Here is a 19,158-nt window from a genome sequence, read left to right as displayed (position 1 = left end):
GGTACTGACGGACGCGCGGCGGAATGCTGCGGCACCCCCGTTATCAGGGGCTGCGTGCGGACAAGGACCCGCACCAGGTCGTCAGGGAGCGCGAAGAGCCGTGAGCGGCCTCGTGGGAGACCGCCCAGAGCTCTCCCCTCCTCCCGCCCACAGCTCTCTCCTCCTCCCGCTGTCAGCCGGTGCCGACCTCAAGGCGCGGCCAGTCGGCGAGGTCCCGTAGCAACTGCCGGTCGTGCGTCGCGACGACGACGGCGGCGCTCGTGGCGCGGAGAGCGTCCGTCAGCTCGTCGACCAGGGCCGACGACAGGTGGTTGGTCGGCTCGTCGAGCAGGACGAGGCCGGGCCGCCCGGCCAGCGCGAGCGCGAGGTCCAGGCGGCGCTGCTGCCCCTGCGACATCCGCCCGACCGGAGTGCGCAGCGCCTCGGAGTCCAGGAGACCGAGCGCCCCGAGGGGTACGACGTCGGTGTCACGGAGCGCTCCGCGGGCCACGAGGCGTCCCACGTGGCGGGCGTGGACCTCGCGGGCGGTGAGTGCGGGGTCCTGCTCGGCGGTCTCCTGGGTCACACGGACGACCCGCGCGCCCGCGGCGGTACGGACGTACCCCTCCGTGGGGTCGAGGGCACCGGCGAGCACCGCGAGCAGCGTGGACTTCCCGGCGCCGTTCGGCCCGGTGACGAGCAGCCGGTCGCCGCCGTCGAGGGTGAGGTCCACCGGCGCGGCGAGGCGCCCCGCGACCGCGACGCCGTGCGCCCGCAACTGTGGCGCGCCCGGCCGCACGCCGAGGTCGGGCCACCGCAGCGCGGGCGGCGGCTGCGGCACGTCGATCCGGTGTGCCTCAAGCGCGTCCTGCTGCCGCTTCAGGGCCTGTACGACACCCGGCGCACGGGACTGGCGCTGGTGCTTGCCGGTCCCCTTGTCGGGCCGCCAGCCGGTGGACAGCCGGTCGCGGGCCCTGGCCGCGGACTCTTGCAGCCGCCGGTGCTCCGCCTGCTGTTCTTCGTGGTCCCGCTCCCAGCGCTCACGCTCGCGGCGGCGGGCGTCCTGCCAGGCGTCGTAGCCGCCTGCGTACAGGCGCGGCGCGCCGTCGCGGGTCGGGTCCAGGTCGAGGAACCTGTCGGCGACGTCGCGCAGCAGCGCCCGGTCGTGGCTGACGAGGGCGAGGCCGCCCTCGTGTGCGCGCAGCCTGCGGGTGAGGAAGTCGAGACCGCCCGCGTCGAGGTGGTTGGTCGGCTCGTCCAGGAGCAGGACGTCGTGGTGCGCGCCGAGCAGGCAGGCGAGCCGGACCCGGTAGCGCAGACCGACCGACAGGGTCGACAGCGGACGGTCGCGGTCGGAGCAGGCGCCGAGGGCCGCGAGGGCGACGTCGACGCGGCGTTCGGCGTCCCACGCGTCGAGCCGCGTCGCGGCGTCGAGTGCGGCGGCATAGCGGTCGGCGGCGGCGGGGTCGCCCGCGGCGAGGGCGAGGGTGGCCTCGTCGAGTGCGGCGAGGGCCGCGAGGGACGCGGCGAGGGCCTCGGACGTCAGCGTGCCGACGGTCGCGCCGTCGCGCGCGGACAGCTCCTGCCGGGCCAGACCGATCGTGCCTGCCCGGTGCACGGTGCCCTCGTCGGGCTCGACGAGCCCGGCCAGGGCGTGCAGCAGTGTCGTCTTGCCCCGGCCGTTCTCGCCGACGACGGCGATGCGCGACCGCGCGGAGACGGTGACCGAGAGGGCGCTCAGGATCCGCCGGGATCCGCGGGTGACGGTGATGCCTTCGGCACGGACATGGGCGCCGCCGCCCGCTTCGACGGGCGGGGGCATGGCGTGAGGGGTGGTCGGGGTGGTGTTCAACGGTGCTCCGCAGCTCGCAGTGGAGCCGGGCAGCGGGAATGGCCGCCCGGCGGGAACCGGAACGGCGAGCGCGAATTCAGCAGAGAGAAGGCGCCGCCGTCAGCGGGCGGATCGAACCTTCTGCGACCAGATACCTCGTGCCATGTCATTCATGCTACCTCCACACTGTCGGGGGTGTCCGAGTTATTGCAGGTGCTGGAGGGGCGTTGGTGGTGTCGGAGGGGCGTTGGAGGTATCCGGGGGGCGTTGGTGGTGTCGGAGGGGTCTTGGAGGTGCGGAGGTGTCGGAGGTGCTGGGCTCCTGGTCTCCCAACGCCCGCGTGCCCGCCGCGCAACTCTCCCTCAGCTCGTCCAGTTCCGCGGCTGTCAGCTCTCGGTGGGCGGTGCCGCGTCGGCTGCCGTCGAGCAGGGTGCTCGCGTGGTCCAGCCACCGAGGTGACGGCTCGACGCCTGCGAACGCGGCGAGGCGGGTCAGTTCCTCACGGGGGGCGTCGAGGAGGTCCTCGTAGGCGAGTGTCATGCGCTGGTGGGCGGGGAGGGTGTCGAGGAACCGGGTGCCCTGGACGACGAGTTCCGACCAGAGGGTGCCGAACCGGCGCGGGGGCAGGTCCCGGTCGCGCACGAGGGCGGGGTCGAAGCGTTCGCCGAGCAGGGGCGCGAGGTCCGGCGGCAGGGACCGCACCTGCTCGTCCGTCAGGTCGCGGAAGCTGTCGACACCGGCCCGTTCCTTGATCTCGCGCATCAAGGTGATCGTCCGGTACCCGGGGTGGCGGCTCATGGACAGCGCGCAGTCCGGTCCGTCCCGGAACAGGTGCACGAACTTAGCGTGGGGGAAAGCGGTCCGCAGTCCCGGGGCCCGGCCGGTGGAGTAGCCGGAGCGCTCCACGACGGCGGTGCGCCCGAACCGGGCACGGAGCCAGGCGAAGAGCGCCTCGTGGTGCGCGGCCGCGGCGGCGATGGGCCGGTCGAGGACCGCTGTGCGGATCTCGTCGAGCAGGCCGTCCGGGTCGTCGGTGAGGTGGGGCAGCACCATGTGGGAGAGCGCGGGGATGCCGGTGGTCTCCGGCGTATAACGGCCGGGGCGGCGGGTGTAGAGGAACTCGGGCAGCGGCAGCCCGCTGCGGATCATGCGCTCGAAGTGCGGTGCGGGCCTGAACAGCGCTTCCCAGAACTCGGCGCCGGACACGGGGCCTTCGGGGAAGGCCGCGTCGCCGACCGAGGCCATGTACTCGTTGAGGCTCAGCACATCGGGGTGGGTGTTGAGGATGCGGGAGAGGGCGGTGGAACCGCTGCGGCCCGTACCGATGACGAAGGTCAGGGGGCTCGGGGTCAAGGTCACCTTCCAGGGCGTTCGATGCGACGGCGAGGTTGTCCCGGTCCCGGCGAGCCGGTGTGGTCCGTCATGCCGTGGAGCCGGGGCCGTTGCGGTACCGGCTCAAGGTACGGGCGCACCAGCCGATGACGGAGGCGTTGACGAGGGCCCCGACGACGACGGAGACGATGAACATGGCGCTGTGGTCCGGCAGCACCAGGAGGACCAGGCTGGCGGGCGCGGTGGCGAGCAGCGGTACCACCCCGGCCATGGAGGCGTCCGGGGTGTCCGCTGAGCTGACGATCAGCGCCCAGACGAGCAGGCCCGCGCAGATGACCAGGTAGACGAGGGCGAAGGGGTTGGTCAGTACGGTGCGGTGGGTCCGGGGCGTGCGGGTCCTTGGCACGCTGGTCGGTTCCTTGGGTGTGGTGCGCACGGTGCGGTGGCCTTTCCGGACGGTGACGGGTGGGGGTCAGTCGTGGGGGCCCGGCGGATTGGCCCGGGCGAGGCCGAGGTCGTAGGCGAGGATCGTGGCCTGCACGCGGTCACGCAGGCCCAGCTTGCGCAGCAGCGCGTTGACGTGGGACTTGACGGTGCCGACGGTGATGTCGAGGTCGGCGGAGATCTCGGCGTTGTTCAGACCCGCCGCGACCAGGGTGAGGACGTGCCGCTCCCGGGCGGTGAGTGCGTCGAGGGTGGCGGGGCCGGGTCTCGCGGGATGCGGCCCGGCGGCGTAGTGGCTGATGAGACGGCGGGTCGCGGAGGGCGCGAGGATGCTGTCGCCCGCGGCGACGGTGCGGATGGCCTGGAGCAGTTCGGGCGCGTGGACGTCTTTCAGGAGGAAGCCGGAGGCGCCGGCCTGTAGCGCGCCGAAGACGTAGGTGTCGAGGTCGAACGTGGTCAGGACCAGGACGCGGGGCGCTTCGGGACGGCCGGTGAGGATGCGGGTAGCGGCGATGCCGTCGAGTTCGGGCATGCGGACGTCCATGACGACCACGTCGGGGTGGTGTTCCGCGGCGAGGCGTACGGCTGCGGCACCGTCCTCGGCCTGTGCCACGACGGTCATGTCGGGGGCGGCGTCGATGACGGCGGCGAAGGCGGCGCGGACGACGTGCTGATCATCGGCGACCATCACCCTGAGGGGCATCGGGGTACCTCCTTGCTGCGTGGCCCGGGGGTGTGCGGCAACGGGGTGTGCGGCAGCCGGATCTCGACCGTGTCCGGTCGCGGGGTGGTGACGGTGCCGCCGAGCGCGGCGGCCCGGGCGGCCAGGCGCTGCCGGGCCGGGGGCCGCGTCGCGCGGGGGACGCCGGTGGCGGTGAGGGTCAGGACGTCGTCCGTACGGTCGAGGGCGAGGGTGGCGGGCTCGTCGCCACATGTTTCCAGGATGATCTCGGCGGCGCGGTAGGTGGTCAGGTCGACCTCCGGTGACAGGGTCGCGGGGAAGCGGTCGGTGATGTGGACGTCGACCTGGCGGCCGGTGGCCCGGTACTGGTGCAGGAGCAGGTCGAGGGCCTGGAGTGTGGGCTGTGGCCGCAGGCCGTCGCTCGGCTCCTCGTCCTCTTCGCCGTTCCTGACGGTGTCGAGCAGGGCGCGCATGGCGGTCAGGGCGTGCCGGGCCCGCTCCGCCGTCTGCGGGAGGTGTCCGGCCTCGGCCTGCTCGACGACCTCGGCGGTACGGGCGAGCACGGTGGTCTCCAGACCGACGGTGATACGGCGGCGCTCGGCCCAGGCGTGCCGGACGGCCTCGTGCGTCCAGGCGGTGAGGCTGTCCTCGTGCGTGGCCCGGGCCTGGTGGCGACGGAGGCCGTGCCGGGTGCCGAGGATCCAGGCGGCGGCGGTGACGAACGCGGCGCCCGCGGTGGCGGCGCCCACGACGGTGGCGCCCGGTGCCGGTGAGGTGCGGGTGAGCAGCACGACGGACACCGTGACGGCGTGCACGGCCGCGGCGGCCGCCGGGACGGTCCAGCGCGGGATCGCCCGTACGGTTTCGTACGGTGCTGCCCTTCCCGGCAGGACGAGGGTGAGGGTGGGTCCGTCCGACGCGGTGTGTGCCGCCACGGCGAACAGCGCCGCGCAGGTGGCGAGCGCGCCCAGGGCGGCAGGCAGGACCGCGGGGCCGGTGTAGGGGGCGGCGGCCGTGGCCGCGGGCCACAGCACGCCAAGGACGAGGAGCACGGCCAGGGCGGTGCGTGGTGCGCGGCGCAGCCAGAGCAGCGTGGTCGCCTGCGCCGTGGCCAGGAGGGCGAAGAGCACGCCGACGGAGATGTCGGCGCCCGCGGAGGTGGCGTGGTCGCGGATGATGACGGTGGGCAGCAGCGGCTGCAGGCACAGCCCGGCGGCGGCGACGAACTGGGCGAGCCGGTAGCCGCGGGGAACGCTCGCCGCCGGTCCCGCGCCGGTCCGCCCGGGGAGTACGGCGTGGACGCGCCAGCCGCCCTCGGGGGTGGGACCGGTGGTGAGGGTGCCGCCGGCTTCGCGGGCGCGGCTGCGCAGGAGGTTCTGGCCGCGGCCGCCGCCCAGGCCCCCGGCCGGTGACGCGGGGGTGTCGGGGGCCGGGTGAGGGGGCTCGTTGGTGACGGTGATCTCGGTGTGCGTGTCGCCGTAGACGCATGTCACGGTGGTCGGGGTGCCGAAGGCGTGGCGTACGGCGTTGGTCAGGGCCTCGCGGATGATGCCGTACGCGGCGTCGGCGGTGGTGCCGTCGGGCGGTGCCTGGATGTCGTAGGTGAGCGGCTGCCCCAGGGCGCGGAAGCCGGCCACGAGGTCCTCAAGGCGGTCCTGGGGTGCGGGCTGCTCCTGCGGGGAGTGCGGGGTGGGGGTCTTCACTGCGCTCAGGGCGCGGGTGACCTCACGGCCGGTCTCCGCGGCGAACTCGGCTGCCTCGACGGCCAGTTCCGGGCGCTTCTCGCGGAGTTCGAGGGCGGCTTCCACGGTCACGACGACGGCGGTGAGGTGGTGTGCGCTGATGTCGTGCAGTTCCCGCTCCATACGGCGCCGCTCGGCCGCGGGCAGTCGGTGGCGTTCGGCCCTGGCCCGGTACAGGTGCTGTTCGGTGGCGTGCCGGGCGGCCCTGGAGCGGCGCGCATACGTGCCGGTGGCCGTGGCGGTCGCGTACAGCAGGACGGTGACCGCCAGGTCGAGGCCGTCGCGGTCGCTCAGGCCGTGCAGGCTGAGCTGGTGCAGGGCCTGCCACGCGGCGAGCGTCCCCGTGCACAGCAGTGCGGTGGCGGTGTCGCGCTCGGCGGCGACGGTGTGCAGGGCGAGGGCGACACCGGCGGTGCCGAGGACGGCCACCGCGGGGGCGGGCAGGGCCTGGGCCACCGTCGCGCACGCGACCGCGACCAGGATGAGGGCGGGCACGGGGTGCGTGCGGCGGGTGGCGAGGGCCGCGGTGGCAAGGCCGTCCGCCAGCGCGGCCGCGAGAAGTTCGGTGGCGGTGGGCGGCCGCCCTGCGACGAGTGCCGTTCCCGGCCACAGCGCGGCCTGGACGGCGAGCAGCAGGACCGGCACGTACCGGTCGTTCAGTCGTTCCATGGTGTCACCAGGCTAGGGGTGTGACCTGGGCACGAGCATCGGGCTTGAGGGTGAGGGGGATGTCTAACCAGAGATGGAGCCGACCGCCCGACTGTGTCGCCGCCCCTCGTCCGCGGGCTTTGACCGCGGGGCGGCCCGCGAGAGCAGTCGGGCCGCGTCGCGCCCGAAGGCGGACGCGGCCCGACTGCCCCCGTGCCACTGGTCCCGCTCAGCCGGCTTCCGCTCCCTGGTACTGGTACAGCTCGGGCACCGACACCTTGATCGGCTCCTGTGTGGTGCGGGCGATCACGACGACCACCGGCTCGTCGGGGTCGGGGTTCTCCTCGCGGTGCGGGACGAACGGGGGCACCAGGACGAAGTCACCGGGGTCCGCGGTGATCCGCACTTCCTGGGTGCCGTCGTGGAAGACGAACACGGGGTGACCGCTGACCACGAAGATCCCGGCCTCGGACGCGCCGTGGTGGTGGTTGTCCGTCGCGCTCAGCGGCGGATTCTCCACCCGGCCCATCCAGAGCCTCTTCGAGCCGACCGTGGAGCCGCTGATGGCGGCGTAGCCGTCCAGCTCGTCGGACCGGACGTGGCGTACGCGGTTGACCAGCGGTGTGTCACCGGCCGCGGCCGGTACGGTGCCGACGTTCTCAAGGGTGTTCATCACATGGCCTCCTGAGTCGATTCCGAGGGCCTCACGGCCGCCGGTCACCAGGGTGTGTCGGACGCAGCCGTTCCGACAACTGAAGTTGCCGAGTCGGCAAAGAGCGGACGGGTGGTGACAGTGCGTCGGGGCTGCTACCGCAGGCGGCGCGCCCGCAGGACGGTGTCGTGGGTGTGGTGGGTACCGGCGGGGGCCGGGGTGGTGCGCGGACGGGTCTCGTCGATCAGGACCGCCCAGTCGTGGTCGAGCAGACCCGCGATGTCGCCGGGCTGGTAGTAGTCGTAGGGGTCGATGCCGAGCTCGTGGCGCGGCGGCAGGTCGGCGAGGTCGTGGCCCGTGAAGAGCAGGGTGCCGCCGGGGGCGACGGCGTCGAGGAGGCCGCGCAGGGCGGTGTGCTCCTGCTCGCGCGGAAGCGGGAAGTAGTGGGCGGAGACCAGGTCGAAGGCTCCGGCCGGGGGCGGGGTGGCGGCCAGGTCGGTCCGCGTCCACGCCACGGGCCCCTCGACGGCGGCTGCCGCGGCCGTCGCGGCGGCGCGTTCCAGGGCCGTCCGTGAGATGTCGATCGCGGTGACCTGCCAGCCGCGCCCGGCCAGCCAGAGCGCGTCGGCGCCCTCGCCGCAGCCCACGTCGAGCGCCTGTCCGGGCGGCAGTCCGGCGGCCTCGGCGACGAGTACGGCGTTGGGCGCGCCGCTGAAGAGCTGCTCGCGGCTGCCGTACTTCTCGTCCCAGTACTGAGCGTCCATGGTCGGTCTCCTTGCTGCTACGGATGGCGTGTCCACGGCGTTGACACGGATGGCGTGTCCACGGCGTTGCTGGACGTGGCCAACGTGCCTCCAGCCATGAGGAGCCGACAAACTTCTTTGCGGAAATCGCAAAGGCCGAGCGCGGTCAGGGGTTCACGGGATGCGGGCGACGGCTCCATGGCCGACGTCCTCGCGGGTGGGGGTGGTGCTGCCGTCCGGGTGCCATTCGGGCATGGGCACGAGGCCGGGCTCGACCAGGTGCAGCCCTTCGAAGAAGGCGGCGATCTGCTCGGTGGGGCGCAGCCGGTAGCCGAGGCCGCCTGTCTCGGCGTACTGGTCGGCGGCGGCGGAAAGCCGGGGGCTGGGGGCGGAGTGGCTGAGGATGAGCACGCTGCCCGGGGCCGCGTGCTCCACCAGGCGGCGGACGAGGGCGTGGGCTTCGGCGTCGTCGTGGACGTGGCCGAGGACGTCGGACAGGACGAGGGCGACGGGCTGGTCGAAGTCGAGGACCGCGGAGGTCTGTCGCAGGATGCGGTCGGTGTCGCGCATGTCCGCGTCCAGGTAGGAGGTGCGGCCCTGAGGCGTGCTGTCGAGGTAGGCGTGCTGGTACAGCAGGACCATGGGGTCGTTGTCCACGTACACGACACGGGCGTCGGGGTGGGCGCGCTGGGCGAGTTCGTGGACGTTGGGTTCGGCGGGCAGACCGGCGCCGAGGTCGAGGTACTGACGCAGGCCTTCCTGTTCGGCGGCGAAGCGCACGGAGCGCCACAGGAACTCGCGGCTCGACCGGGCCAGGTCCTCGATCTCGGGCACCATGCGCGCGAACTCGTCCGCTGCCTGCTTGTCGGCGGGATACCAGTACGGGCCGCCCTGGAGGTAGTTCCACCAGCGTGCGCTGTGCGGGACGGTGGGGTCGACGCCGGTCGGGGCGGTGCGCGGGTCAGCCATGCCGGTTCTCCTCGGGGGGCAGGTGGGGTGCGAGGGTGGTGGGCCAGGTGGCGGCGGCCGCGGTGTGGTCCAGGGCCAGGCGCCAGCGGGCGACGGTGTCCTCGTCGTCGGTGACGGTGGTGGCGGCCGGCCGGTGTTCCACGACGTGGTCGGGGATGTCGGCGTCCACGCGCAGGTGCCGCACCGGCGGCGCGCTCAGGAGCGGGTGTGCTTCGGCGGCCAGGGGAAGGATCTGCAGGGCGGTGCGCGGCTCGGCGAGGGACGCTTCGAGGGCCTGGTGCTGGGCGCGGCGCACGGCGGGGCCGCCGATGGCCGGGTGCAGGGCGGCGGCGGACAGGATGGTCCACAGTCGGGCCCCGCGTTCGCGTCTGCGCCGCTGACGCTCCTGTACGAGCTCCACGGCGAGCTCGACGCGGGCGGCGGGCGCGTCGGGGTGCAGCGCGCGGTACAGGGCCGCGGTGTATGCCGGGATCTGTAGGAGGCCGGGCACGTGGCCCGGGGCCCACAGGCGGATGGCGGACGACGCGCTCTCCAGCGCGATCCAGTGCTGGTAGGGCGCCGTCATGACCTTCTGATAGCGGGGGTGCCACCAGCCCGGCTCGGCCGCCTCACGGGTCTGATCGAGCAGCGCCCGGAGTTCGTTCCCGTGCATGCCGTAGGCCCGCAGCAACCGCTCGATCTGGTCGGGGTTGATGCGGGTGGCCGCGCTCTCGATACGGCGGATGGTCATGTGGGTCGTCCCCACGAGGGCCGCGGCCTGGGCGGGGCTGAGGCGGGCCTGCTCCACGCGCACCCGCTGAAGACGGCGGGCGAGCACCCGGTGCGCCACGGTCGGGCTGGCGCGCGGCGCCTGTGCCACCGTCCCACCCCCGTCCTGGTCGTCGGCCGGTTCTCGTCGCGGTTTCGCGGTATCCGCTCCCACCAGATTGCCATGCGCGTGAATCACACGCATGGTGGAGGGGTGCGCGCCCCGCGTGGCGCTGCCGCCATCGGCAACCGCACGGGGCCCGCACACCACGCACGGCAGCACGCATGCAGCACGCTCGCAGCACGGCGACACGGCAGCACGGCAGCACGGCAGCACGGCAGCACCAACCCTGAGGTTGATCATGCTCATCCCCTGCACCGCCCTCCCCCCACACCCGACCGCGCGCCCGCACCCACCCCGGTGTGCCGGGGGAGGCACGCGCGGATGACCTCCGACCATCCCCACGACGCGGTCCTGCCACTCGACGACGGGCCCACCGCCGCCCCCTTCGCCCGCAGCTACACCATCGCCGTCCTCGACCGGTGGCTGGGCGCCGGGCCCGGCCACGCCGACGTCGTCGACGCCGCCGCACTGATCACGACGGAACTGGTCACCAACGCCCTGCGGCACAGCACACCCGACGCCCTCCGCCTCCAACTGCGGGACGCCTCCGTGCTGATCACCGTCACCGACTCCAACACCCGTATGCCGGTACTGCGCACACCGGCATCCGACGATGTGAGCGGTCGTGGCCTGGAACTCGTCACCGCGTTCGCGACGCGATTCGGCTGCCGTTGCTTCACCGGCCACAAGGCGGTGTGGGCGGAGCTGGCGCTCGGAGTCGGGTGAACCGGAGCAACCCACCCATCACTCCGTGCGGCGTACGGCTTCGCGGATGCGCCGGGCGGTCCGGCGGGCCCGTCCGGCGCGGCTGCGGTGCTCCTCGGCGTTCGAGGAGTCGTCCGTTGCCCTGCGTTCGTGGTGTCCTGCCAGCAGGTCGTTGGCTTCGGCGCTACGGTTCCCTCCCCGGGAAGGCAGGGTCAGTCCCCGCCGCCACCGCCACCCCCGCCGCCGTCCCCTCCCCCACCGTCGCCCCCGCCGTCTCCGCCGCCACTCCCGCCGCCGTCTCCGCCTTCGCCGCCGTCGGAGCCCCAACCGTCCCTGCCACCGGACTCGTTGTCGTCACTCCCCCAGCCGAGGTTGGTGAACCAGGGGTCGTCCCACTCGATCGTCACCGGCTCCCCGCTGCGCCCGTCCCGGCGCGGTGGCAGGGCACGGAAGCGATACGTGCCCGTGGTGTCGCCGAGGCCGAAGGCGGCGGCGCAGGTGTGCGCCATGACCGCGTCCAGCGGGTCGGGGCTGTCGTGCTGGACCTGGGCGAGCGGCAGGAGGACCGAACCGTCCCGCGGCCTGCGCCGGCGCCGTGGACGGGTCAGGAAGGCGACGCGGTAGCCGTCCCGCAGCAGTTCCGAGGACTGGGTGCTCGTCCGGCGCAGTTCCCAGCGGCCCCGCGCGCTGTGCGCGGTCACGGAACTGCGGGACTTGCGCCAGACCTTGGTCAGGGTCAGCGACGCCGCGACCTCGCCCACCGTCAGGACGAGCCCGCGGCTCGGTGACCGGTCGGCGGCGAAAAGGCCGTACGGCGCGCGGATGCGTACGACGGGTGCGGCAGGGCCCCACACGTCCACGCGGAACAGCCGCCGGTCGACGGCCACGGTGATCGGCCCCGCGGGTCCGGGGGCGAACCGCCGCGCCTGCCACAGCGGCACACCCTCCACCGCCGCCCGCGCGGCCAGCGCCGCGACCTGCTCGGGGCCGCCGCACTGCCGGACGGCCAACTCGCCCAGCCGATGGGCGAATTCGGCTGCCCTGCGGACCTTGACCGGCCTGGTGGTGCCGGTGACGCGCGTGACCGGCACGACGCCGGGCCCTTCCGCGAGCTCCGCGAGGCCGCGCTCCGTGCCCCCGCCGCCCAGCCAACTGCCGCGGACGAACGCGTCCGCCATCGCGGGCAGATGCAGTTCGCTCAGCGGCGTCGTACGTCCTCTGCTCCACAGTCCCGCGATGCTCAACTCCACCACCTGGGCGAATGGGTTGCGGGACCTCTCGGCATAGATCACCTGGTGCACGCGTCTCCCCCGTCGTGTCCTGACGTCATGAGTTGTGTCCCTGGAGCGTCTCGACCCGGCGCCGTTCAGCCGTGCGGGCACCGCGGGCCTCGACCGCATCCTGGTGAACGGCGAGGCGGCGCCGGCCACCGTGGACCTGCCGCACGGCTGGACCGGCGACAATCCACTGGCGCCCCGCTTCCCGCACCTGGAGACGCTGTACTTCGGTGCCGTGGTTCCCACCGGTCTCGCAAGCCGCCCTTCCACGGGGTGCCCCCGCCGCCAGACGTCAGGCCGGGTCGTCGGGTGCGAGGTCGGGGCGAAGGCGGTGCCACACCGGCTGGCGCAGGAGGCCGGTGCGGGTGCGGGTGGTGTAGCGGATCTCGGCCACCAGGCGCGGGAGCACCCAGTGGGCCGCGGGCGCGGGCGGGGGCGGGGTGAAGGGGCAGGTGTCGTCGGCGGCGACGTCGAGAAGCCGGGCGAGGGTGACCCGTTCGTGTTCGCTCCATCCCGTGCCCACGTTGCCCAGGTAGCGCAGCGCTCCGTCGACGTGCTCACCCACGAGGACCGCTCCCGGCAGGCCCGTGAGGCGTCCGAGGCCGGGTTGCCAGCCACCGATGACGGCGTCCACCGTACGGACGTTCCTGATCTTCAGCCAGGCGCGGGAGCGCACCCCCGGCTCGTACACCGAGTCGAGACGCTTGAGGACGATGCCCTCCAGACCCCGCGCACGGGTGAGTTCCAGGGCGGCGCGGCTGTGTCCGGGGACCGCGGTCGGCACGGACCAGCGCGGCCCGGCCGTCACCAGGTTCTTCAGGTGGTCGCGGCGCGCGGTGTACGGCAGGTCGGTCAGCACGTGCCCGGCGAGGAACATGACGTCGAACAGGACCAGGTGCGCGGGGTCCCGGGCGGCAAGCCGGGCCGCGCGCGCCGGGGCGGCGGCCAGGCCCATGCGGGGCTGCAGCCGCGCGAAGTCCGGGCGGCCCTGTTCGTCGAGGACCACGATCTCCCCGTCCAGGACGGCGGGGGCGTGCACGTGCGCGCCGAGGGCGGTGAGTTCGGGGTAGGCGGCGGTGATGTCGGCCCCCGAGCGGGAGCGCAGCAGCATGGAGCCGTCGCCGCCCAGGTAGACGATCGCCCGCTGCCCGTCGTACTTGGTCTCCGCGCTCCACAGGGCGTCGGCCCGGGGCGGCGGCAGAGGCCCCGGGGAGGCGAGTATGGGTGCGATCCGCGGCAGGACAGCCATGATGCACCCCTCACCCGCACCCCCGGGGTTCATACCCGGTCCGCGCCGCTGTCGCCCGGACAGTCCAACGGCTCAGGTGCTCCGCGCGAACAGCCGGGCGTTGTCCGCGTGCGGGCAGCCATCGTGCGGGCAGCCACAGTGCGGGCAGCCATCGCGCGGGTCCATCCGGTGCCGGGTGGTCATGCGGAGGCCGCGGGGGCGGGGCGCAGGCGGACGGGGAGCGTCTGGTGGCCGTTGGTGATCAGGGACGGCAGGGGCCGCAGCTCCTCGGCGGGGACGGCGAGTTCGATCCCGGGGAAGCGCGCGAACAGCGCGCGGAGCACGGCGGCGACTTCGATCCTGGCCAGCGGAGCGCCGAGGCAGAAATGGACGCCGTGCCCGAAGGAGAGGTGCTCCTTGGTGATGCGGGTGATGTCGAACGTGTCGGCGTCCGGGCCGTGCCAGCCGGGGTGGCGGTTGGCGGCCGCGTACGAGGCGAGGATGGCCTCGCCCTTGGCGATGATCCGGCCGTCGGGCAGGGGGATGTCGGTGACGGCGTAGCGCAGCGGCAGATGCGAGACGGCCCCCTCGTGGCGGAGGGTCTCCTCGACGGCGTCCTCCCATGTGCCACGCCCCGCGCGGATGTGGGCGAGCTGCTCGGGGTGGGTGAGCAGGGCGGTGACGGCCTGGTCGATGACGTTGGCGGTCGTCTCGTACCCGGCGCTGAGCATGAGGAGCAGGGTGTCGCGCAGTTCGGCGTCGGTCAGGCGGCTGCCGTCGCCCTCGTCGTCGCGGACACTGACGAGGAGCGAGGTCATGTCGTCGCCGGGCGCGGCGCGCTTGGCGGCGATGAGGCCGTCGAGCAGGGCGTAGAGGCGTTCGGTGTTGGCCGCCGCCTGCTCGGCGGTGAGGGTGGTGTCGAAGACCCCGTCGACGGTGGCGCCGAAGTCCGGGCGCTGTGCGGCGGGTACGCCCATGAGGTGGCTGATGACCGCGACGGGCAGCGGCCGGGCGAGCTGGGCGCGCAGGTCGACGGTCTCTGCGGCGGGGCGGGCCGCGAGGTCGTCGAGCAGCCGTCCGACGATGTCGTCGACGGTCGGCTTGAGGGCCTGTACGCGGCGCGCGCTGAAGGCGGGGGCGATCATCCGGCGCAGCCGCCGGTGCTCGGGTCCGTAGGCGGTGAACATGTTCTCGACGGCGACCCACAGGATCAGCGGCCAGTTGGCCAGGGCGTCCTGGAAGCCCGGCCAGTGCGCCCTGGCGTCCTTGGAGACGTCGGGGCTCGAAAGGAGCGTCCTGAGCAGTTCGGGGTCGGTGACGGACCAGGCCGGCACACCGAGTACGTCCACCTGGGCCGTGCTTCCCTGGGCGCGCAGCAGGCGGTGTTCCGCGTGCCGGTCGGCGCCGGTGGGGTCGAGGACTATCCGTGGAGTGGACGAGGTCATTGCAGACTCCTCCAGGCACTGTGCCACCCAGGCCCCGGGTGGCAGCGGATACGGGTCCTCCGCAGCATGCCAGCAACAGCGGGCGGCGAGAGGGCTCCGCTTGTGAACGACTCAAGCCCCCGATTACCCGCGTCCTGTCCGCGGCTCGGCGCACGGTGCGGCCATGGCCCGTTCTGACGCCTTCACGAACCGGACACAAAGTCGACGGTGAGGTGTCCGGACAGTGCGCGGAGGAAGTCGCGCGCGTCGAAGATCTCGCCCGCCGACGCGACCCCGACCGCCCTGGTGCGCCCGGTGAGGATGCGGTGCACCGCTTCGACCGCGAGCGGCGCGGTGACGGCGTAGATGTCCTGGCCCCTGGCCACCGCCCGCCGTTCGGCGCCCTCGAAGCGCACGGTCACGTCCACGAGGAAGCGCTGGTCGGAACGCCCGCGCTCGTCGACCGCGGCCGGTGACGGCGTGTCGGGGGCCGCCAGATCCCTGGCTGCCTCGACCGTCATGTAGCTGTGCACATCGGGTACGGACACATGGCTGGGGATGGTGACGGCGTCGGCCATCGTGAAGTCATCGATGACGGCCCGCTTCCCCATCGGCTCGGGGAAGGCCCACCGTACGGTGGCCGGTGCGTCGTCGTGGTACTCCAGGCGTCCGTTCGCGTACCGGACGCGTCGGCTTTCGCGCCGCCGGTGCGAGACCTCGCCCGCGGCGCGCGTCCCCGCGGTGGGGTGCCAGCCGCTCAGGCCGTAGGCGATGTGGATGTCGTCGGCCGCCGTCCAGTCGCCGAGCGCGGCCGTGGCCAACAGGTCGCCGAGGCCGCCGTAGAAGGCCATCGCGGGCACGACGACGGCTCCGGCGGCCCGGGCGCGCTCGGTGAACCGCGCGAACGTGTCGACGTTGGCCTCGATCTCGGCGGCCACGTCCACGTACGGGATCCCGGCGCGCAGGGCGGCCTCAATCACCGGGGCGGCCGTGGTGGCGAAGGGTCCCGCACAGTTGATCACGGCCGCCGCACCGGCGAGTGCGCGGTCGAGCGCGGCCGCGTCGTCCACCGACGCGGGCCGGACCTCGGCTCCGGGCGCGGACTCGGCCAGCGCTCGCAGCTTGCCCGCGTCGCGGCCGGAAAGGACGGGGACGAACCCGCGCTCCCGCAGATGAGCCACCACGAACCGGCCGGTGTGACCGTACGCGCCGAACACCACGACGCTGTCCCCCGCCGACGTCCGCATCGCCCCCGCCGCCCCGGCAGTCCCCGTAGTCCCCGTAGTCCCCGTAGTCATGACATCTCCCCGCTCTCGCATGCCTTCGCATGCTTTCGATTGCCTTCGATTGCCTTCGATCAGCCGTCGAGCCTGCTCCCGGCCCGCTTGATCCACTGCGCCCATCCTGTCGAGCGTGCCCCCGCACCACCAGCGTCCGGAACGACATGACCCGTACACTTCCGGACATGGGTACTGTCGCGCTGGCCGTCACCGAGGGAATGCTGCACTTCGAACTGTCCGTGGCGTACGAGGTGTTCGGCTCCGCGCCCGCCGTCGTTCCCGGCCCCTGGTACGACGTCGAGGTGTGCGGGTCGGCCGCCGTGCGGGTCGGCCGCTTCCTGCTGGAGCCGGACCACGGGCTCGACCGGCTCGCCGGGGCGGACACCGTGATCGTCCCCGGGTGGGCGGACGTGGACGTGGCCCCGCCCGCGGAACTGGTCGACGCGGTGCGGGCGGCACACGAAGCGGGGGCGCGCGTGGCCTCGCTCTGCACCGGCGCGTTCGTGCTCGCGGCCGCCGGGCTGCTCGACGGAAGGCGCGCGACCACGCACTGGGCGCACACCGATGTGCTTGCCGCCCGCCATCCGCGGGTGGAGGTCGACCCGGACGTGCTCTACGTGGACAACGGCAGCGTGCTCACGTCCGCGGGCAAGGCGGCCGCGCTCGACCTGTGCCTGCACCTCGTCCGTCTCGACCACGGCTCGTCGGTCACCAACGCCGTCGCCCGCCGCCTGGTCGTGCCGCCGCACCGGGCGGGCGGCCAGGCGCAGTTCGTCACGGCCCCCGTGCCGGACCGGTACACCCACCCGCTCGCCGACCTGCTGCCGTGGGCCGTCGAGCGCCTCGACCGGCCGCTGACCGTGACGGACCTGGCGCGGCGGGCCGGGCTGAGCTCGCGGCACCTGGGCCGCCACTTCAGGACGGTGACCGGCACCAGCCCGCTGCAGTGGCTCCTGACCCAACGGATCCACCGGGCACAGGAGTTGCTCGAGACCACCGACGACAGCGTCGAGACCATCGCGTCGGCCACCGGAATGGGCACCGCGACGACCCTGCGCCGCCACTTCAGCCGCACCGTCGGGGTGCCCCCGGACACCTACCGCCGCACCTTCCGCGAACGCTGAGACCCGCGGGGCGGGCCCGGGCCGGACGGCGAGCGGCACCGCACGGGGCTCGGGGGCTCCGGCGGGCGCGAGCCGGTCTGTGACCATCCCCAAGTTCACTCGTTTGACGGAGGGAAGCTGACGGTGTCATCAGCCTTCGGGAGGCGGCCCCTTTCATGCCCATGTCCCCACGTCGAACATCGGGCCCCTTCGAACGGGTCTCGCTCGGCCAAGCCGAGGCCGCCCTCGTCGACCAGTACACCGACCTGGTGCGGCTCGCCTATCTGATTCTTCCGGTCACGCTCTCCCGGCACCGACGCGTCCTCGTCGCGCACGCCCTGGTCCAACGTGCGCTGCCGGGCCTGTGGCGGTGCAGCGGGCGGGACGCGACGGCCCGGGTACCGGCGCAGCGCGGGGGCCGTGGTGCTTCCGTTCCCGGGTGGCTGCTGCTGCGCGTGCTGCGGGCGGCCCTTGCCCACGAGCGGCGCCCGCGCGGCTGGCCGAAGCAACTGCCTCCGCCACGGGCGCTGCGTGTGATGCTCCCCGTGGTGTGGGGGCTGCGCCTGTTCCCCCGGGCGGGCGGCGTCGACGAGGTCACACTCGGGCAGGCCTGCGCCCAGGTCCGCCCCGCGGCCCGCGCCGCCTTCGTGCTGCGGCGCCTCGACGGCATGACGGACACACAGATCGAGGACCTCCTGACCGCCGCGGGCGCCGAGCAACCGCAGGACGCGCTGCGCGCCTCCCATCGGCTGGAGACGGTGGCGGGCAAGGCGGCCGAAGCGCTGCTGCGCTCACGGGAGTTCGACGCCTGCACCGTGCAGACGCGCCCCACCGACCTGCTGCGGCGCAGGCGCCGGGTGCGGCTCGTCCGGATCGCCGTGGGTCTTGTCGTACTCAGCGCGGTGGTCCTGACCGGCCTCGACGCCAAGGGCGGGCGTTCGACGCCCTCGGCGGGACCTGCGGCCGCCCGTGCGGACGGCCTGGTCCGGGCCCCCGCCCAGGAGTGGTCCGACACCGCACGTGTCGACTTCACCGCCTGGCCCGCCCGTGGCGCACGGACCGACGACCGCGAGCTGCTCACCCGTGGCCTGTCCGCCTGGGCCTCGCCACCGCGCGGCGCCCGGGTCACCTCGGCCCCGGCCACGAGCACCGAACCGCCGGGCCGCTCACCGCGGTTGCTGTACGCGGGCGACGTCGACGGCCGTGCGGTCGTCCTCTTCCACGACGGTGAGCGCGTCGTCCACTACGGCGAACCCCTCGCCGGGGACCGCGGCGCACCGCCCTCCGTGCACTTCGCCCGCGCCGACAACGCCGGCGTGACCACCGCCGCAGCCCTTGCCCTGCGCCGCGACGACGGCCGCGTCCGGTATCTGACAGCTCCGTGGATCACCGAGACACGGACCCGCGACCTGCTCAGGTCCGACTCCCCGAACCGTCCCCTGAAGGTGTCGTCCGACGGCCTCACAGCCCCCGTACGCGGCCCCGTGGCCGGTGGTGGCTGTGACACCTGGCCGGTGCTGTGGCTGCGCTCATCACCGCGCATCGTGGAGAAACACGCGTTCCTCGTCAGCGACCTGGGCGACCTGCTGCCCGTCCATCTCACCTACACCCCCCTGCCCCGCTCCGGCGCTCCCGCACGCCGGCCGCGCGAGGTGAGCAGCCCGCGAGCGCTGCGGAGCTGGGCCCGCACCGCCTGCCAACTGCCCGAACTCGGCACCGGGGCCCGGTCCGTCAACGTCTGGGACTTCGCCGAGCAGGGCCTCCCCGAGTCGGAAGGCCGGGCCGTGTGGTCCTGCGCCCGCGCCACCACCTGGCGCGGCCCCGGCCAGGTGCTCCTCCAGTTCGCGGCACCGGCGACCGGGGACGGCGGGGCTGCCCGGGTGGTGGCACGGGCCCGGTCCACCGCCGCGTGCGGCCGGTTCGGCAGGCACGTGGTCGCGAGCACCACCTGGCGTGCGGACTCCGGCAGGCGTTACGTCCTGGCCGCCGGGAGCCGCGAGGTCACCGGCATCTACGCCTCCGGGGACGTGAGCGCGTCCGGGTCGGGCCGGACCCTCGCGGAACGGGCGCCCCGGGGCGCCCGGGTCCAGGTGCGCGCACGGCTCAGCACGGGCGGGACGCTGGCACCGGTGGGGGTGGGACGCCCCAGGCCCTAGGTGTATTGATCACGGACGTTGTTGACACGGTTGGGTCTTGAACATGGCGAAGGCCCCCGTGTGTGGTGGAGGTGTCGAATCTTCACCGCACG

The 19,158-nt window shown here is 73.7% G+C and carries 16 protein-coding genes; 3 read left to right on the top strand and 13 right to left on the bottom strand.

Going from position 1 to position 19,158, the window contains the following annotated elements; translation table 11 throughout:
• Positions 1-172: 172 nt before the first annotated feature.
• The 9 genes from IG78_RS0126990 to IG78_RS49435 form a co-directional block, all read right to left on the bottom strand.
• Positions 173-1,831, bottom strand: coding sequence for an ABC-F family ATP-binding cassette domain-containing protein (locus IG78_RS0126990; RefSeq protein WP_030567684.1), 1,659 nt, complete (start codon positions 1,829-1,831; stop codon positions 173-175).
• 183 nt (positions 1,832-2,014) lie between these two features.
• Positions 2,015-3,163: a sulfotransferase gene (locus IG78_RS0126985; protein WP_078965594.1), complete on the bottom strand. Its 1,149-nt coding sequence runs from the start codon at positions 3,161-3,163 to the stop codon at positions 2,015-2,017.
• 67 nt (positions 3,164-3,230) lie between these two features.
• Positions 3,231-3,548 (bottom strand): SCO4225 family membrane protein, encoded by a 318-nt coding sequence (locus IG78_RS0126980; protein ID WP_030567680.1) that lies wholly within the window; start codon positions 3,546-3,548, stop codon positions 3,231-3,233.
• A gap of 66 nt (positions 3,549-3,614) precedes the next feature.
• Entirely contained in the window at positions 3,615-4,289 is a 675-nt protein-coding gene (locus tag IG78_RS0126975) for a response regulator (protein WP_030567678.1), read from the bottom strand.
• The gene (locus IG78_RS0126970) at positions 4,274-6,679 is read right to left on the bottom strand and encodes a sensor histidine kinase (protein WP_051852976.1); all 2,406 of its coding nucleotides are present in this window, start codon (positions 6,677-6,679) and stop codon (positions 4,274-4,276) included. The genes IG78_RS0126975 and IG78_RS0126970 overlap by 16 nt, the downstream gene beginning before the upstream one ends.
• A gap of 208 nt (positions 6,680-6,887) precedes the next feature.
• Positions 6,888-7,331 carry a cupin domain-containing protein gene (locus IG78_RS0126965; RefSeq protein WP_030567674.1) on the bottom strand — a complete coding sequence of 148 codons (444 nt, stop codon included), beginning with the start codon at positions 7,329-7,331 and terminating at the stop codon, positions 6,888-6,890.
• 134 nt (positions 7,332-7,465) lie between these two features.
• Positions 7,466-8,074, bottom strand: a complete 609-nt coding sequence (locus tag IG78_RS0126960) for a class I SAM-dependent methyltransferase (protein WP_030567672.1) — start codon at positions 8,072-8,074, stop codon at positions 7,466-7,468.
• A 153-nt stretch (positions 8,075-8,227) separates the two neighbouring features.
• Positions 8,228-9,022 (bottom strand): SAM-dependent methyltransferase, encoded by a 795-nt coding sequence (locus tag IG78_RS0126955; RefSeq protein ID WP_030567670.1) that lies wholly within the window; start codon positions 9,020-9,022, stop codon positions 8,228-8,230.
• A complete protein-coding gene (locus tag IG78_RS49435) occupies positions 9,015-9,881 on the bottom strand; it encodes a Scr1 family TA system antitoxin-like transcriptional regulator (protein ID WP_051852975.1) in 867 nt (288 codons plus the stop codon). The genes IG78_RS0126955 and IG78_RS49435 overlap by 8 nt, the downstream gene beginning before the upstream one ends.
• 333 nt (positions 9,882-10,214) lie before the next feature.
• Here IG78_RS49435 and IG78_RS49430 point away from each other — a divergent pair, with 333 nt between their 5' ends.
• On the top strand, positions 10,215-10,619 hold the full coding sequence (locus IG78_RS49430; protein WP_030567666.1) for an ATP-binding protein: 405 nt from the start codon (positions 10,215-10,217) through the stop codon (positions 10,617-10,619).
• Positions 10,620-10,810: 191 nt separating this feature from the next.
• On the opposite strand, the gene IG78_RS50665 is transcribed toward IG78_RS49430, so the two are convergent.
• From IG78_RS50665 to IG78_RS0126920, 4 genes are all read right to left on the bottom strand, one after another.
• A complete protein-coding gene (locus IG78_RS50665) occupies positions 10,811-11,899 on the bottom strand; it encodes a hypothetical protein (protein ID WP_030567664.1) in 1,089 nt (362 codons plus the stop codon).
• 268 nt (positions 11,900-12,167) lie between these two features.
• The gene (gene ligD / locus IG78_RS0126935) at positions 12,168-13,124 is read right to left on the bottom strand and encodes a non-homologous end-joining DNA ligase (RefSeq protein ID WP_030567662.1); all 957 of its coding nucleotides are present in this window, start codon (positions 13,122-13,124) and stop codon (positions 12,168-12,170) included.
• 179 nt (positions 13,125-13,303) lie between these two features.
• On the bottom strand, positions 13,304-14,548 hold the full coding sequence (locus tag IG78_RS0126925; RefSeq protein WP_030567660.1) for a cytochrome P450 family protein: 1,245 nt from the start codon (positions 14,546-14,548) through the stop codon (positions 13,304-13,306).
• Positions 14,549-14,730: 182 nt separating this feature from the next.
• A complete protein-coding gene (locus tag IG78_RS0126920) occupies positions 14,731-15,774 on the bottom strand; it encodes a saccharopine dehydrogenase family protein (RefSeq protein WP_030567658.1) in 1,044 nt (347 codons plus the stop codon).
• A 218-nt stretch (positions 15,775-15,992) separates the two neighbouring features.
• On the opposite strand from IG78_RS0126920, the gene IG78_RS0126915 reads away from it, so the two are divergent.
• On the top strand, positions 15,993-16,931 hold the full coding sequence (locus tag IG78_RS0126915) for a helix-turn-helix domain-containing protein (protein ID WP_037686410.1): 939 nt from the start codon (positions 15,993-15,995) through the stop codon (positions 16,929-16,931).
• A gap of 155 nt (positions 16,932-17,086) precedes the next feature.
• Positions 17,087-19,066 carry a hypothetical protein gene (locus IG78_RS0126910; protein WP_030567653.1) on the top strand — a complete coding sequence of 660 codons (1,980 nt, stop codon included), beginning with the start codon at positions 17,087-17,089 and terminating at the stop codon, positions 19,064-19,066.
• Positions 19,067-19,158: the final 92 nt, after the last annotated feature.

Origin of the sequence: Streptomyces aureocirculatus (genome assembly GCF_000720475.1) — a bacterium.
Classification (GTDB): Bacteria; Actinomycetota; Actinomycetes; order Streptomycetales; family Streptomycetaceae; genus Streptomyces; species Streptomyces aureocirculatus.
Note: the sequence above shows the minus strand (reverse complement) of the source record. Positions and strands in the feature narration are given on the sequence as shown.